The 15,979-nt window shown below is 68.3% G+C and carries 9 protein-coding genes; 7 read left to right on the forward strand and 2 right to left on the reverse strand.

The window, feature by feature from the left end; genetic code table 11:
- Positions 1-95: 95 nt before the first annotated feature.
- The 5 genes from WMF39_RS34085 to WMF39_RS34105 all read left to right on the forward strand — a co-directional run bounded on the left by WMF39_RS34085 (position 96) and on the right by WMF39_RS34105 (position 7,448).
- Positions 96-2,297, forward strand: coding sequence for a hypothetical protein (locus WMF39_RS34085; RefSeq protein WP_437740646.1), 2,202 nt, complete (start codon positions 96-98; stop codon positions 2,295-2,297).
- A 504-nt stretch (positions 2,298-2,801) separates the two neighbouring features.
- Positions 2,802-3,818, forward strand: coding sequence for a GlxA family transcriptional regulator (locus tag WMF39_RS34090; RefSeq protein ID WP_437740647.1), 1,017 nt, complete (start codon positions 2,802-2,804; stop codon positions 3,816-3,818).
- Between the two features lie 103 nt (positions 3,819-3,921).
- Complete coding sequence (locus WMF39_RS34095) at positions 3,922-5,742, forward strand: hydrogenase maturation protein (protein WP_437740648.1); 1,821 nt, start codon at positions 3,922-3,924, stop codon at positions 5,740-5,742.
- Between the two features lie 108 nt (positions 5,743-5,850).
- Positions 5,851-6,732, forward strand: a complete 882-nt coding sequence (locus WMF39_RS34100; RefSeq protein ID WP_437740649.1) for an alpha/beta hydrolase — start codon at positions 5,851-5,853, stop codon at positions 6,730-6,732.
- Between the two features lie 212 nt (positions 6,733-6,944).
- Positions 6,945-7,448, forward strand: a complete 504-nt coding sequence (locus tag WMF39_RS34105; RefSeq protein ID WP_437740650.1) for an SRPBCC family protein — start codon at positions 6,945-6,947, stop codon at positions 7,446-7,448.
- Positions 7,449-7,582: 134 nt separating this feature from the next.
- Here the strand turns inward: WMF39_RS34105 and WMF39_RS34110 are convergent, their stop codons facing one another.
- The gene (locus WMF39_RS34110) at positions 7,583-8,572 is read right to left on the reverse strand and encodes an AraC family transcriptional regulator ligand-binding domain-containing protein (RefSeq protein ID WP_437748064.1); all 990 of its coding nucleotides are present in this window, start codon (positions 8,570-8,572) and stop codon (positions 7,583-7,585) included.
- Positions 8,573-8,628: 56 nt separating this feature from the next.
- Complete coding sequence (locus WMF39_RS34115; protein WP_437740651.1) at positions 8,629-9,450, reverse strand: SDR family oxidoreductase; 822 nt, start codon at positions 9,448-9,450, stop codon at positions 8,629-8,631.
- 621 nt (positions 9,451-10,071) lie between these two features.
- On the opposite strand from WMF39_RS34115, the gene WMF39_RS34120 reads away from it, so the two are divergent.
- Together WMF39_RS34120 and hrpA are read left to right on the forward strand one after the other, a co-directional pair.
- Positions 10,072-11,880 carry a glycoside hydrolase family 28 protein gene (locus WMF39_RS34120; protein ID WP_437740652.1) on the forward strand — a complete coding sequence of 603 codons (1,809 nt, stop codon included), beginning with the start codon at positions 10,072-10,074 and terminating at the stop codon, positions 11,878-11,880.
- A 261-nt stretch (positions 11,881-12,141) separates the two neighbouring features.
- Entirely contained in the window at positions 12,142-15,921 is a 3,780-nt protein-coding gene (gene hrpA, locus WMF39_RS34125; RefSeq protein WP_437740653.1) for an ATP-dependent RNA helicase HrpA, read from the forward strand.
- The last annotated feature ends 58 nt before the right edge of the window (positions 15,922-15,979 follow it).

Below are 15,979 nucleotides of genomic sequence, written 5' to 3' on the forward strand. Positions count from 1 at the left end.
GAAAAGGTTTGAGGCGCGTGGAGCGAGGGGCATCGGCGCCCCCACCGCCCGCGCGTCCGATCTCACCCTGCAACGAATGTTCTGGGAGGACCCCCATGCGACAATTCACCTTTCTGGCTCGCCTCTCTCCCCTGGCCCTCACCCTCCTGACCGCCGCGGGCTGCGGGGGCATTGCCCCGGAGACCCAGGCGGATCCTTTCATGGACCATGAGCCGGGCGCCGAGGAGCCCAGCGACCCGGCCGCGAAGCCCGCCGATGTCACGACGGGCCCTGTCGTCGCTCTCACGTCCATTCAACGCGAAAAGGCCCCTCTGCTCGCGGAGCTCATGGACGGCGCCCCTTCGAGGTTCCGGGCGGACCTCATCGCGGATCCGAACCCCGCGAGCCGCCTGGCAGAGGCGTCCGCCGTGCTCATCGACGCCGAGGCCGCGAGCGCCGACGACATCCGCTCCTACGCGTCCCTGCTCCGGGCAGCGCGCCTCGCGGGGGTGCCTGTGATCCTCGAGAACGCGCGCGACGCCGAGAAGGTCGCGCTGGCGCTGGGCATCGGGATGTCCGCGCAAGTCGTCTACGCGGCGCCCAGCCCGGGCGGCCAGCGCTTCGACGTGCGCGTCTTTGGCGACGTCACCGGTGAAGAGACCGAGGAGCACAGCTCGGTGCGCTTGCCGGCCTCCGCGAAGGCGAGGTACGCCCGGATGACCGCGGACGAGCGGGCCGAGCTCGGAAAGAGGCTCGAAAGGAGCGAGGCCGAGCTCGACGCGCTGTTCGACGCGGCGCCCGAGGCCGAGCCCATCACCATCGACGCAAAGCCCCGGATCGCCTCGAGGTCCGAGGTCGCGCAGGCGGCGTTACCTGCCCGGGGCGAGCTCCTCGCCGAGATCAAGGGCCTGCTCGCGGACCACAAGGCCCACGCGCTCGCCCAGCTCGTGACCGAGCCTCTGCCCGAGGGCACCTACCGCTCGTACAACGTGACGCCCACCTCCATCAACTGGGAGTGCGGCGACGACGGCCAGCGCTCCGTCATCGACCGCAACTTCACGGTGACGCTCCTCGCCTCCAACGCGCCGGAGGGCAAATACGTCGTCTTCGCGGGCAATGGCACCCAGTACAACCCCGGCGGGCTCAAGTGGAACTCGGGGAACAACCGCGGCTACTTCCAGGAGACCCTCCAGCACTCGATTCGTCCCCTGCGGGAGGGGCTCTCGCCCTACGCCCACAGGCCCCACTCGGCCAACGAGTCCTCGACGTTCACCACGTCGAACGGGTTCTCGGTTGGCGCGGGCGTGGGCGTCGAGGGGCCGTCCACGAGCTTCAGCTTCGATGTGAGCGAGCAGGCCTCTCAGTCCTTGAACGACTTCGACGTGATCGATTTCTCCTCGGGTTCGCTCTTCGGCTGGCAATACAAGCTGGCCTCGGTGAGCGGGCATTCTTACAAGAAATGGGAGGACCTCCACAACGACACGTGGGGCGGCCTCTACGGCCTGCCCAACCTCGCCAAGAGCACGCTCACGGACGAATACGAGGGTATCTACGCGGCGGGCCTCCAGGATCAGTCGCTTTACCCGGTGGAGAACGTCAACCTGCAGTCGGTGCGGCACACCTGGGTCTCCCACGATTACCTCCTCTGGGAGGAGATCAAGACCACCTCATGCGGGAAGGCGGCCGGCTCCATCGTCACCGTGGACCTGAGCTCGGTCAACGTGGCCAAGCTGGGCACCATCCCCTTCAAAGAGACGTTCGATCAAGGCGTCGCGCCGAGCGTGTGGACCGTGATCAACGAGGGCATCACCGACAGCTCGCCGAGCTGGAGCGGGGTAGGCGGAGCGGCGATCGAGACGGGCAGCGCGTTCGATTACCCCCAGACCGCGGCCGACGGAGCTGTCGACATGCGCGGGACCTACCTCGTCGCGCCCCACACGGCCTTCGGGCAGGGAGCGCTCTCGGCGAAGATCTACGCGGGCGACCCCGACGGCTTCGGCCTCATGTACGCCATCAACGACACCGGCGCGAGCTACTACCGGGTGATGTTCGACGCGAGCTTGAGCGTCGCGCGCCTGGTCCGGGTGGACAACGGCGTCTTCACCGAGCTCGCGGTCAACACGAGCTATGTGCCGCCGCAGAACGCATGGATGACGGTGCGGGTCGAGCGCGAGGGGACGACGCACCGGATCAAGGTCAATGATCAGGTGGTGCTGGCCGTGCCGAGCGAGGTGACGTACGCGTGGGGTTCGGTCGCCCTCTTCTCGTGGGCGATGAGCGACGTGCGCTTCGACGACGTGACGATCACGACCCTTTGACGCGATCCTGAGACGCCTGGGCGGCGCGGGGCGCGGACTCGCGCCGCCACAGCAGGATCGCGGTCGCCAGCGAACCCAGCATCGCCGCGGCGTAGATCCCGGACGCGCGCGCCGGCACGACCACTACCGCACGCCTCCAGCTCGCTCGTGTGCACGCCTTCGCGCCTCAGCAACGCGCCGAGTTCGTCGTCGGAGAGCCGCTCGGCAGCCAGCACGATGCGGACCTTGTCGCCGGCCGATCGTACCGGTCCGGCGAGCTGCTCGAGGTCGTTGGGCGTTCCTCCCTGCGGCATGACTGCTCGAGAGAGAGCATGCCACGTTGACAAGGTTGGCTGCGGGGTCTTGACCTCACGAGCGAGCTCCGTTGCCGTCACCTGTTGGGACCGGTCATTCGCTGGTCGTTGGCAGAAAGGGTGGGATCTTTGACATTGCCGACAGGCTCAAGCCGCCGCACATCCAGCCCAGGCCCCAATCGGCGCGGAATCCCAGTCCGAGGAGGTGGCCGTGACCGACATCACCCCGACAACCTCACCGAAAACCCGCCACATTGCCATGCTGGCTTTCCCCGACTGCCAGATCCTGGATGTGTGCGGTCCACTGGAAGTATTCTCCTTCGTCAACTGCTGGCTCCACCTCGCCTGCAATCCCGATTGGGCGGCGTACCGATTTTCGGTGATCGCCGAGCGGGCGGGACCCATCAGGACCATGTCAGGGCTCCAGATCATTGCGGACCATGACCTTGCCGATGTGGGGGACGACATCGACACCTTGCTGGTGACGGGCGGCATCGGGGTCGACCGGGCCCGCGACAATCGGGTCCTGGTGGATTGGGTCCGGAGCATGGACCAGCGGGTGCGGCGGATCGGCTCGGTCTGCACCGGCGCCTTTCTGCTGGCCGAGGCCGGGCTGCTGAACGGCTGCCGCGCCACCACCCACTGGCACTGGTGTCAGCAACTGGCAGAGGAGTACCCGGACATCCGGGTGGAACCTGATCGTCTCGCCATCCGTGACGGCTCCCGCTACAGCTCGGGTGGCGTCACGGCGGGCATGGACCTCGCCCTCTGCATGATCGAGGAGGATTTCGGGCCGGAGGCGACCGCCATGGTGGGGCGCTGGATGCTGGTCTTCCCCAACCGACCCGGTGGGCAGTCCCAGTTCAACGTGGCCCTGCACAACAGCTCCGGCGCCCGGCGGGATTTCCGGGAGCTGCAGACCTGGATCGACGCCCATCCCGAGGCCAACCTGAGCGTCGACGCCCTGGCGCGGCGCATGCACATGAGCCCCCGCAATTTCGCTCGCCTGTTCGAGCGCGAAGTGAGGCTGACCCCCGCCAGGTTCGTCGAGCAGAGCCGTCTGGAGAAGGCCAGGGCATGGCTTGAAAATAGTCTGTCGCCGGTGGAGATGATCGCGGAAAAGTGTGGATTTGGCGGCGCAGAAGCGATGCGTCGCTGTTTTCAGAGGAACTTCAAGGTGAGCCCCCTGGTCTACCGGTCGCGTTTCAGAAGGGCGGGTGTTCTGTAATCCGATCATCCGGTCATGCGGCAACGGTTAGACTCCCGTCATTCCGACGGCACTTTCCATGGCAATAGTTCCTGTTGAAGCCCATCAACCGTCCGGAGCAACCATGCGACTACTATTGCTATCCAGCAGCTTCAACAGCCTGACCCAGCAGGCGTACGTGCTCTTCAAGGATCGCCATCAGGTGGGTGTTGCCGCGGCGACGACCGCGGGAGCGATGCGCGAAGTGGTCGCGCAGTTCAGGCCCGATCTGATTCTCTGCCCCATGCTGGCCCATGTCATTCCGCGTGACATCTGGAGCCGAACGCCCTGCCTGATCGTCCACCCGGGCATCGTCGGCGACCGTGGTCCCAGTTCCCTGGACTGGGCCATTTACAACGGGGAAACCGCGTGGGGCGTGACCGTCGTGGAGGCGGTCGAGCACATGGATTCCGGCCCCATCTGGGCCACCTACCGCTGCGCCATGCGCGAGGGCAGCAAGAGCAGCCTGTATCGGGACGAGATCACCCGCTGCGCGGTGAAGGCCATGGAGGTGGCGGTGCAGCGCTTCGAGAGCCGGATGTTCGTGCCGGCGCCCCTGGACTACGCGCGGGCCGAGCCCCTGGGCCATTTCCGGCCTGTGCTGAAGCAGGCCCAGCGCCGCGTCGACTGGGAGTCGGACCGGGTGGCGGACATCCTCCGCAAGGTGCGGACCGGGGACGGCGCACCGGGGGTGCTGGACGAGATCGCCGGCCAAGAGGTCTATCTCTTCGGTGCCCACGAGGAGAGCGCGCTGGTGGGCAAGCCGGGGGACATCATCACCCAGCGCCATGGCGCCATCTGTCGGGCAGCGGTGGACGGGGCCGTGTGGATTTCCCACCTGAAGCCGAAGAACGGTCCGGAGGAGCGGCGGTTCAAGCTGCCTGCGGCCATGGTGCTGGGTCCCGATGCGATGCAGGACGTGCCGGAGCTGCCGCTCTTCATCGACGCCGCCACCCGGGGCAAGACCTTCCGCGACATCTGGTACGAGGAGAAGAACAGCGTCGGCTACGTGAATTTCCGTTTCTACAACGGCGCCATGGGCACCGACCACTGCCGGCGCCTGGAGCAGGCTGTATTGTTCGCCCGCCGCCGCCCCACCCGGGTCATCGTCCTGCAGGGCGGGCGGGATTTCTGGTCCAACGGCATCCACCTCAACCTGATCGAGGCCGCCGCCGACCCGGCCCAGGAGTCCTGGAACAACATCAATGCCATGGATGACCTCTGCAAGGCCATCCTGACCGCATCCGACCAGCTCGTGATCGCCGCCATGTACGGCAGCGCCGGGGCCGGCGGGGTGATGATGGCCCTGGCCGCCGACCGGGTGCTCGCCCGCGACGGCATCGTCCTCAACCCGCATTACAAAGGCATGGGGGGGCTCTACGGTTCCGAATACTGGACCTATTCCCTGCCGAGGCGGGTGGGCTTGGCCAAGGCCGTGGAGCTCACCGAGCGCTGCCTGCCGCTCGGCATCCGCGAGGCCAAGGCGATCGGCCTGGTGGATGACATCATCGTGCAGGACGACCTGGGCGGCAGCCATTTCTCCCAGTTCCGCGAGCAGATCGGCCGCATCGCCGAGCAGCTGGCCAGCAGCGGCCATCATCACGCCTGGCTGGAGGGCAAGCGGGCCGAACGGGCCGCCGACGAGCGGCGGAAACCGCTGGCGGCTTACCGGGAAGAGGAACTGGCGGAGATGCGCCGGAATTTCTGGGGCGAGGCCCCGGCCTACCACCTGGCCCGCAGCGCTTTCGTCCGGAAAGTGCCCAAGGTCGGCCTGCTGAAATGCGTGACGAACCTGGATGCGGCCTGCGGCAACGCCCATTGCGCCGATGCGCCCGGGCTGGGCCGTAACCGCCGTTCCTTCGCGTCCATCGGCTGGCAAGCCGTTGCCCTCGCCGCGACACCGTGATGGGCTGCGACCACGGCGATCGGGACTGCAGCACTGCGGACGAACGCAAGAGGCCGCGCGTCGATCCGCGCGCGGCGTCGCTCCCGCGATCGGAGTACTGTTGTACTGATGCGCCACCCGCCGGCCGATCCTCTTCGCTTGCGCCTGCTCCTCTCCATCGGCGTGGTCCTCCTGGCGGGGCCTGGGTGCAGCCGCGAGCCGGCGCCGGCGCCCCCAGCGGGGTCGGCGGCCGCGCGTCCGTCGTCGGAGACGCCGTCAGCGGGGCCGGTCGCGCCTCCGCCGCCGGCGGGAGCGCCGGGGAGCACGACCCGGGGTGAGATCGCGGGCGTGCGCTACCTCGAGCACATGACGGGCGGGGCGCGACCCGACGAGCGGGTGCCGATGATCGTCGCGCTGCACCCCATGGGCGGGGACCCCGCGGACTTCCTGCAGCTGCTCCGGCGCTACCGACGCCGCGCCCGGCTCATCCTCCCGTACGGCCACCCGAGCGGCGGGATGTACATCTGGTACGACTCCGTCGGCGACGACGTCGCCGCCCCCCTGGTCACGCGGGAAGCCGAGCGGATCGCCGCCGCGCTCGCCGCCCTGGTAGCCGCCCGCCCCACCGTCGGCAAGCCCCTCGTCACCGGCTTCTCGCAGGGCGGCATCATGACCTTCGCCCTGGCGGTCACCCACCCCGAGGCGCTGGCGGCCGCCTTCCCCATCAGCGGCCTGCTCCCGCCGTCGCTCTACCCGTCGGCGGCGCTCAGCTCGGAGCCGCGCCCGGTGACGCTTCCGCCGGTCACGGCCTTCCACGGCGCCTCCGACCTGGCGGTGCCGACCCGAGGCGCGCGCGCCTCGATCGCCGAGCTGCGGCGCGCCGGGTACACCGCGGAGCTGCGCGAGTACGTCGGAGTCGAGCACGACACCTCCTACGAGGAAGTGGGCGAGATCTTGGAACGGATCGCGCGGGCCGCCGACGGCCTCGCGGACGCGGCGCCGGCGCCTTGAAGCGGGCGCCTCGTCGACTTCTGCGCGGGGCGCGGAAGGGGGTAGCTCAGGGCAGGACGCTCGCACCCTCGCCGAGCGCCGGGAGGCCCCATGTCCGCAGCGGCCCCGACTGAGAAGCTTCAGCCGACGGCGAGATCGCGTCCGGAACCCGCGGATCGTGATGGCCGTCTACAGGCCTTCCCTCGCAGCGCGGGGGGCCCTATGACGGCGGCATGATCGAGGGGATCGGCGAGGCGGTCATCCAGCGACCGCCGGAAGCCATCATCGACTTCGTGACGGACCTCCATCGGTACAAGCTCGCCGACTGGAAGATCGGCCGCGTCCTCGGCATGCGCCGCGAGGGCGACCACATCTGGATGCGCCACGACGGCAAGCTGCGCGGCCTCCCGGGGCCGCCGGTGACGCTCGAGATGACGATCCTTGGCCGCCACGCGGTGCGCTATCGCAGCCTGCGCTCGTTCCCCGCTTGCCTGTTCCTCACCTTCGAGGGCGGCTTCGATCTCGACGAGACCGCCGTGGGCACCCGCGTGGTGCATACCGAGCGCTTCCGCTTCTTCGCGCCGTGGCGCTGGGTGATGGATCCGTTCCTGCGTGAATGGCTGGCGAGGGACGTGCGCGAGGAGATGGGGCGGCTGAAGACGCTGATCGAGGCAGAGCACCTCGCGCGCCCGGCGCAGCGCGCTTTCCCGATGAACAATGCGAAACCGGCTCCCTGATCGCAGCTTTCTGTACGATCCACGCGCCCTTACCCCGACGCGCCTCCCCGGACGGCTTTCCACCCGGGAGGCAGCGCATAGCAGACATCTTCGGCGAGCCTTCGCCGAGGACGTGGACTGACGCGCCTCGCCGATCAAACAGCGCGCCGGGCCTGGTCTGGCGTGGTTCCAGTCCATGCTCGGAAGGCGCGGTAGAACGAGTTCGGCTCCGAGAAGCCGAGCAGGAAGGAGATCTCTGCGACAGGCAGCGAAGTATTGTCCAGGTAGTGGCGCGCGAGCGCTTCGCGCGTCTCCTTCAAGATCTGCTGGAAGCTCGTCCCCTCGTCTTCGATCCGCCGTTGCAGCGTCCGTTTGCTGAGCCCGAGGCGCCGCGCGATCGTCTCCATCGTAACGAGGCCGCTCGGGAGCCCTTCGAGCAGCGCGGCGCTCACGCGCTCCGAAGTGGGCGCCGACGACTCGAGGTCGGCGAGGCGCTGGCGCAACGTCGGTTCGAACGTGCGCCACCGGCTGTCGTCCGAGGTCAGAAAATGCCGGAGCGCATCAGCAGCCGTGAACGACACGCGGTGCCTGGTGCCCCTCCTCATGCGCGCGCCGAGGAACTGCTCGTAGGCCGCGATCGGCGACGGCAGCACCGTGGTCGTCACCTCGATCGGCCGCACGGGTTCGCGGGTCGCCATGCGCGCGATCGCGACCGAGAACAGGAGCTCGGTCACGACCAACGAGAGCGGCGGCGTGAGCGGCGCGTCGAGCCAGGTCAACTCGAAGGACACCACGTCGCGCTCCTCGGTGACATCGATGCGCATGGGCCCGATGAGGCGCTTGTATTGCGCGACACGCCGCGCGGCGCAGAGGAGGTTCGGGCTGCACAGCGCGGCGAACAGAGGCGGCGAGAACGACTCGCTGCGGATCGCCCCGCACAAGCGGAGCGGGAGGAGCGCGTCGCCCAGCTCGGCCTCGATGCCGTCCCAGAGCCGGTAGTAGTCCTCGGACGCGAGTCGCACGGAAGGCTGCTGGAGGAGATCCTCCGCGAGGCCAGCACGGCGCAGCACGTTCGCCGGCGAGACGCCGAGATCCTTCAGCAAGGCGCGCCAGGTCGTGTCGAGGGCGTAGGACTGCGCGCGCATGACGACCATCGCTCGGAGTGTGCCACGCGATCCGATCGCGCCACAATGGCCTGGCGCTACCCCTCCAGCCCGAACTGGGTCCGCATACCGCCAAGGAAGGTGGCGTCGTCCATCGAGCGGCGGCTCCCGAGCAGTTCTACGACGTCAACGCCGACCTCGTACCGGAGCTGATTCGAGTCGTCGGTGGTCGCGGCGTACACGCTCTCGGCGACTCGCTCTGGCGGCGCACCCTGTTCCATCATGGGGCCTATCACGGCGAGGACCTTCTGCACGAGCGGCTGGTACTCGCTGAGCTGCGGGTCGTTGCTGAAGTCGAGCGAGCGGCTCATGAAATCCGTCTTGATCGCGCCCGGCTCGACGATCTTCACGCGAACCCCGAGCGGCGCGAGCTCGAAGTGGAGCGACTCGGAGAGCCTCTCGACCGCGAACTTCGTCCCGTGATACAGCGTGCCAAGCGGGAGCGTGACGCGGCCGCCCCCAGAGGAGATGTTGACGATGACGCCGCTTCGGTTCGCGCGAAAGTGCGGCAAGAGCGCCTTCGTCGTCGCGAGGACGCCGAGGACGTTCACGTCGAACTGGCGACGTATCTTGTCGAGCGAGGTCGCCTCGAGCGGTCCGTACGCGCCGTAGCCCGCGTTGTTCATGAGCGCGTCGATGCGCCCGAACCTGGAGATGCCCGCGTCGACGGCGGCGTGGATGGAGGCAAGGTCCTGCACGTCGAGACGGGTGACGAGCACCCGGTCGAGCCGAATCAGCTCCTCCTCGCGTTCGGGGTTGCGCATCGTCGCGACGACGTTCCACCCCTTTGCGCTAAAATGCTTGGCCGTGGCGCGGCCGATTCCGCTCGAACTTCCGGTAATGAGAATCGTCTTGGTCATGTGGTGAATCTCCTGCGACCCAACGTAGGCGTCGCCGACCGTGTCCACACTCGCAACCGGTGCCAATCGACTATCCGTTCGCGCCACCGACCCACCGAGCCGCTCCGACACCCGACGGCAGACGGCGATGGCGTCGCGGTGAACCTCATCGTTGCCGCAGTAGCTCTTCGCCGCTTGGTCGATGGCTCGGCGGCTTCACGAACGAGAAGCTCGGAGGCCCACTCGGCTTCGCGTGTCCACACGAAACCGACAGAGAGGGGCGCAGCTCGACGACGTGGCCGGGGGGGAAGTCTGCCCTGAGGCGCGTACGCCGGCCGCCACGACGCGCCGCGAACCGCGACGGCGGCCGTCTGGACGAGCTCAGTAGGGTACAGCTATACGGTAGGATGCCTTCCGCTTGGTGCTATGTCGCGGTGATCCCAGGCGTTTCAGGCGTGGAAGACCTGCCTCATCGCATAAGGCCCGTCCTGCCAATGAATTCATACAGTCGGACTGCACGAGCCAGGAACAGCCATGTGAACGTTGACTTTGTGGAACGCGTTTGCGCGTCCTATCCGTTTGCGTCACTGCAACATTGACGCGCGAGCGCCAAGGTGGCCGCTGCGGTTTGGAGGAGCAAAGATGAACCTTTCTCACATTTGGGTGATGGGCCTCGCAGTGGGCGTCTCGTTGGCTTTCGGAGCAGGCTGCTCCGGAACCGGCGATGACGGCGGAGGCGGAACGAGCAGCGGCGGCACGGTCATTCCTCCAGGTTCGGGCGGCGTCACATCCGGCGGAGGAGCGGGCACCGGCGGAGGAGCGGGCACCGGCGGAGGTGAGGTCGGCGGCAATGGCGCAGGCGGAAGCGGCAGTGCAACCAACGCGGGCGGCGGTGCAGCGGAGGGTGGGGCTACCTCGGGTTCGGGCGGTGAGACGGGTGAAGGCTCCGGCGGGGCCACGCCCATCGATTGCGATTCCGACGGGGCAGTGATGACCTACCCTACCCTTCCCGGCGCCTCCGAGAGCCCGCTCTATACGGTGACGGCCAACGGGGCGGCGCAGTTCGTCGAAAAGATGACCAAGTTTGGCCAAGAGATGCAGGTGCACTACGCCCACTTCGGGGTGGCAAGCGGCTGCAAGGCGACCGTCGCCGTTACGGTGAACGGCGGCTTCAACTCCTACACCTTGAGCCCGAAGAGCCGAATGCTGTCGGCAACCAAAAACGGTGACACGCTCACTTTCGACAGCGGGCCCAACTACTTGATCCTGCAGATCGCCTCCAAGGAATTACTGTTCGTCCTCATTGACGACCAAGAGGTCAATCCGCCGAAATTGGGCGATGCCGACGTGAAGAACCTCGCAGACTACGACGTGGACAACACGGGCGCTGCGCTCGTCACCTCCAAGGTGCAGTCCGCCATCGACGCCGCCTCCGGATCCGCGCAGAACATCCTGTACGTGCCTCCCGGGCGCTACAAGACCGGGGAATTGTGGCTGAAGAGCAACATGACCATGTATCTGGCGGCCGGCGCCATCCTGGACGGTTCGACCAGCACGGGCGACTACAATGGCACGGGCGCACCGGCCGTCGAAAACACTTCCCACGGCGTGGTTCACATGAACAAGGTGAGCAACACGAAGATCCTCGGTCGGGGAGTGATCGACGGCAACGGTTCGAAGATCCGTGGCACCAACAACGATACACCCTCTTTCAAGATCAACACCCTCCGAATCGACGACAGCACGGACGTGTTGGTCGACGGCATCGTCGTGCGCGATCCAGTCTTTTGGAACACACTGATCTTCGACAGCGACAAGGTGACCATCCAGAACTTCAAGGTGATCAATCGCCGTCCCACCACAACAGCTTACAACCAAACCGACGGAGTGGACTTCGACTGCTCCACGAACGGCAGGCTCTACAATGCCTTCATCTACAGCGGCGACGACAGCATGTCGCCGAAGCGCGAGCAAGAAGGCAAGCTGGACACCAAGGCCATCACCTATGAGAAGGTGGTTGCCTACAGCAACTCAGCGGCGACGAAGATCGGAACCAAGACCTACGGGCAGGTGATCGAGGATATCACCTTCAAAGACCTCGATATCGTCAAGGCCGGCCGGGCTCTCGGGATCAACGCGGACGACACCGCTGTCATCCAGAACATCACCTGGCAGGACGTCAGGGTTGAAACGGTCGACGGCAGGATCATCGACTTCGAAGAAGATGCAACGGCGACCTGGCGCAACGCTCCCAACCGGGCCACGGTCAAGGAAGTGTTCATCAACAATGTTGCCTCTGCCGTGAACAAAGAGATCTACATTCACGGCAAGTCGAGCACCGTGAACTTCAATGGGATTCACTTCGACAATTTCACCATCCAGGGCAACAAGGTCACGAGCCGAAACGGCTGGAACGTGAACCAGTACGTGTCCAACATCACGTTCAAGTGAAAGAACGCCGAAAGCCAGCTCCTCCGGAGCTGGCTTTTCCAGGCACTCGTGATTGGCCTTGGGAGACAAGGTGCGCTCCCTCCCGGCGCGACGACGCCCTCCGCCGCGACGCCGACGACAGCGCACCGCGCGCTCGCGCTGTCGTACTGCGCGCATCCATCCATCGTCATCCGCAGGGGTCCCTCGACAGGGCGCGCGGTGTGGCGAGCGCGCCGCTTCGGACGGCATCCCGCGGCGGGAGGTGCTACCCCCTCGCGCACCGTGAGCCACCGCGTTCCGCAAGAGCAGCCCCCCGCTCCGCCCGCCCCCGGCGGCCGGACCTCGTCCCCGCCCGCGTCGAGGGGCCCGGTCCGCTTTCCCGAGGAGCTGCCCATCTCGGCGCGGGTGCGCGACATCGCCCGGGCCATCGAGGCGCACCAGGTCGTGATCGTCGCGGGCGAGACCGGCTCGGGCAAGACCACGCAGCTCCCCAAGATCTGCCTGGCCATGGGCCGCGGCCTCTCCGCCCGGATCGGCGTCACGCAGCCGCGCCGCATCGCCGCCACAAGCGTCGCGGCCCGCGTCGCCAAGGAGCTCGGCGTCGAGCTCGGCAAGGAGGTCGGCTACAAGATCCGCTTCTCGGACAGGACGAGCCCGGCCACCTACGTCAAGTACATGACCGACGGCATCGTCCTCGCCGAGATCCAGGGCGATCCGCGGCTCTCGGGCTACGACACGCTCATCATCGACGAGGCCCACGAGCGCAGCCTCAACATCGATTTCCTGCTCGGCTACCTCAAGCGCCTGCTGCCGAAGCGCCCGGATCTCCGCGTCATCGTCAGCTCCGCGACGCTCGAGACCGACCGGTTCGCGACCTACTTCGGCGGCGCCCCGGTCATCGAGGTCTCCGGCCGCACGTACCCGGTGGAGGTCATCCACCGCCGCCCGGAGAGCGGAGAGGCCGAGGTCGCCGACGCCGTCGCCGCCACGGTCGAGGAGATCACCTCGATCGATCCGCGCGGGGACATCCTCGTCTTCCTGCCTGGAGAGCGCGAGATCCACGACACCATGGCCGAGCTCACGCGCCACGGCCTGCCGCACACAACGCTGCTGCCGCTCTACGGACGGCTCCCTCAGGGCGACCAGCAGCGCGTGTTCCAGTCCCTGCCGGGGCGGCGGATCGTGCTCGCGACCAACGTCGCGGAGACGTCGCTCACCATCCCGGGCATCGTGTACGTCATCGACTCCGGGCTCGCCCGCGTCAACCGCTACAGCCCGCGCACGGGCGTCACCCAGCTCCAGATCGAGCCCATCTCGCGCGCGAGCGCCGATCAGCGCAAGGGGCGCGCGGGCCGCGTGCAGAGCGGCGTGTGCTTCCGGCTCTACGACGAGCAGGACGACCGGGCGCGGCCCGCCTACACCGATCCGGAGATCCTGCGCGTCGGCCTCTCGGGCGTCATCCTCCAGATGAAGGCGCTCGGGCTCGGCGCCATCGAGGATTTCCCCTTCCTCGACGCGCCGTCGAAGCGCGCCGTGGACGAGGGCTACCGGGTCCTCGAGGAGCTCGGCGCGCTCGACGACGCGGGTGAGCTCACGGACACCGGCAGGAAGCTCGCGCGGCTGCCGCTCGATCCGCGGCTCGGCCGGATGGTCCTGGGCGGCGAGGCCGAGGGGGCGCTCGCCGAGGTGCTGATCATCGCCGCGGCGCTCGGCGTGCAGGATCCGCGGGAGCGGCCGCTCGCCGCCCAGAAGCAGGCCGACGACGCGCACCGGAAGTTCAAGGACGAGGCCTCCGATTTCGTGGGGCTCCTGAAGCTGTGGAGCTTCTACCAGGACGCGCAGGGCCGGCTGACCCAGAACCAGCTCAGGAAGGCCTGCCGCGACCATTTCGTCTCGTACCTCCGCATGCGCGAGTGGGCCGACGTGCACCGGCAGATCAGCCGGATCACGAAGGAGATGGGGTTCTCGCCGAGCGACGCGCCCGCGAAGGGCGACGCCATCCACCGCGCGCTCCTGCCTGGCCTGCTCAGCCGGATCGGCATGTGGAACCAGGAGAACAAGGTGTACCTGGGCGCCCGGCAGACGCGCTTCCAGCTCCACCCCTCGTCGGGCCTCGCGAAGAAGCCGCCCGCGTGGATCATGGCCGCCGAGCTGGTCGAGACGTCGCAGCTCTTCGCCCGGATGGTGGCGGCCCTCGATCCCGCGTGGATCGAGGCCGCGGCCGGGCCGCTCTGCAAACGCAGCCACAGCGACCCGCACTGGGCCGCGAAGCCGGCGGCCGTGATGGCCCGGGAGCAGGTGACGCTGTACGGGCTGCCGATCGCGCGGGATCGACGGGTCGACTTCGGGGCGATCGACCCGAAGTCCGCGCGCCAGATCTTCCTCGTCCACGCGCTGGTCCGGCAGGAGTACGCGACGCGCGCGCCCTTCATGGAGGCGAACCGGCGGCTCTTCGAGGAGGTCAGCCAGCTGCGCGACAAGGCGAGGAGGAGCGAGATGCTGGCCGACGAGCACGCGCTCGAGCTCTTCTTCGATCGGCGCGTCCCCGAGGGCGTCTATAACGGCAAGACGTTCGAGGCGTGGAGGAAGGAGGCCGAGGCGGAGGACCCGCGGGCGCTCCACCTGTCGCTCGCCGACGTCCTGCTCGACGAGGCCGCGGAGCTCACGCCCGAGCGCTTCCCCGATTCGCTCGACCTCTACGGCGCCGCCGTGCCGCTCTCCTACCGCTTCGATCCGGGCGAGGACGACGACGGCATCTCCCTCTCGCTGCCGCTCGTGCTCCTGCCGCAGGCCGATCCCGACGAGCTCGAGTGGATGATCCCCGGGTGGCACGCCGAGAAGATCGCGCAGCTGCTCGAGTCGCTGCCGAAGTCGCTGCGCAAGGCGCTCGTCCCGCTCGCCCCCCTCCGCGAGGTCGCCCGGGAGATCGCGGCGGAGCTACGGCCGTTCCAGGGCCCGCTGCGGGCCGTCCTTGCGCGCGCGATCGAGGACCGCACCGCCGAGCGCGTGCCCGCCGACGCGTTCCGGCCCCAGGATCTGCCGCCGTACCTGCGCTTCTATTTCCGCGTGCTCGACGAGGACGGCCGGGTGATCGGCGAGGGGCGCGAGCTCCGGGAGCTCAAGGAGCGGCTGTCGGGCCGGGCGCGCGAGGCCTGGGCGAGGGTCGGCAAGGCGGGCCTGGAGCGGGACGGGCTCACGTCGTTCAGCGTCGAGGCGCTGCCCGAGCGCGTCCAGGTCGACGCCGGGCGCCACAAGGTGTTCGGCTACCCGGCGCTGGTCGACGGCGAGACGTCCGTGTCGGTGCGCGTGCTCGCCTCGAGGGCCGCGGCGGCCGAGGCGACGCGCGCCGGGCTGCGGCGGCTCCTCTTGCTGCAGCTCGGGGGCAAGATGAGCCAGCTCGAGCAGCCGCTGCGGAGCGCCGTGGCCGTGAGCGGCCTCGGCGCCAAGGTGGCCCCGGGCGAGCCAGGCCTCGCCCGGCAGATCGCGCTGCGCGCGCTCGACGAGGCGTTCCAGCTCGGCGATCCCGGCGCCTTTCCGAGGACGAAGGCCGCGTTCCAGGCGCGCCTGGACAAGGGCCGCGCGTCGCTGCAGGGCGTGCTCGGGAAGCTCGCGGGGCTGGCGCGGGAGATCGGCGTCGAGCTCGACCGCGTGCAGGCGATGCTCCGGTCGATGACGGGCAAGCCGGGCGCGTCGAGGCCGGCGCTCGACGACGTGCGCACGCAGGTCGACTTCCTGCTGCCGGTCGGGCTCTTCTCGCGCGCCCCGGTCGACCGGCTCGCGCACCTGCCCCGGTACCTGCGCGCCGCGCAGATCCGGCTCGAGCGGCTGCCCAACGGGCCGCAGAAGGACCAGAGCAAGGCCGCGCAGGTGCTGCCGTTCTGGCAGGACTACCTCAAGCACCAGCAGGGGCTGCGCGACAAGGGGGTGCCCGCGGAAGAGCTGGAGTCGTTCCGCTGGCTGATCGAGGAGCTCAGGGTGTCGCTCTTCGCGCCCGAGCTGAAGGCGGCGGTCCCGGTCTCGCCGCAGCGGCTCACGGAGCAGTGGAAGCGGCTGCTGGGATAGCGGCGCAGGGACGCGCTCGACCCCAGCCCCGAACAGGGCCCAAGGACCGCGCCGCGCG

The sequence above is a fragment of the Sorangium sp. So ce1504 genome, from assembly GCF_051521635.1.
Lineage (GTDB): Bacteria > Myxococcota_A > Polyangia > Polyangiales > Polyangiaceae > Sorangium > Sorangium cellulosum_B.

Coding starts and splice junctions, on each gene's coding strand:
- WMF39_RS34085 (WP_437740646.1), top strand. CDS start 96: ATGCGACAATTCACCTTTCTGGCTCGCCTCTCTCCCCTGGCCCTCACC.
- WMF39_RS34095 (WP_437740648.1), top strand. CDS start 3,922: ATGCGACTACTATTGCTATCCAGCAGCTTCAACAGCCTGACCCAGCAG.
- WMF39_RS34100 (WP_437740649.1), top strand. CDS start 5,851: ATGCGCCACCCGCCGGCCGATCCTCTTCGCTTGCGCCTGCTCCTCTCC.
- WMF39_RS34105 (WP_437740650.1), top strand. CDS start 6,945: ATGATCGAGGGGATCGGCGAGGCGGTCATCCAGCGACCGCCGGAAGCC.
- WMF39_RS34110 (WP_437748064.1), bottom strand. CDS start 8,572: ATGCGCGCGCAGTCCTACGCCCTCGACACGACCTGGCGCGCCTTGCTG.
- WMF39_RS34115 (WP_437740651.1), bottom strand. CDS start 9,450: ATGACCAAGACGATTCTCATTACCGGAAGTTCGAGCGGAATCGGCCGC.
- WMF39_RS34120 (WP_437740652.1), top strand. CDS start 10,072: ATGAACCTTTCTCACATTTGGGTGATGGGCCTCGCAGTGGGCGTCTCG.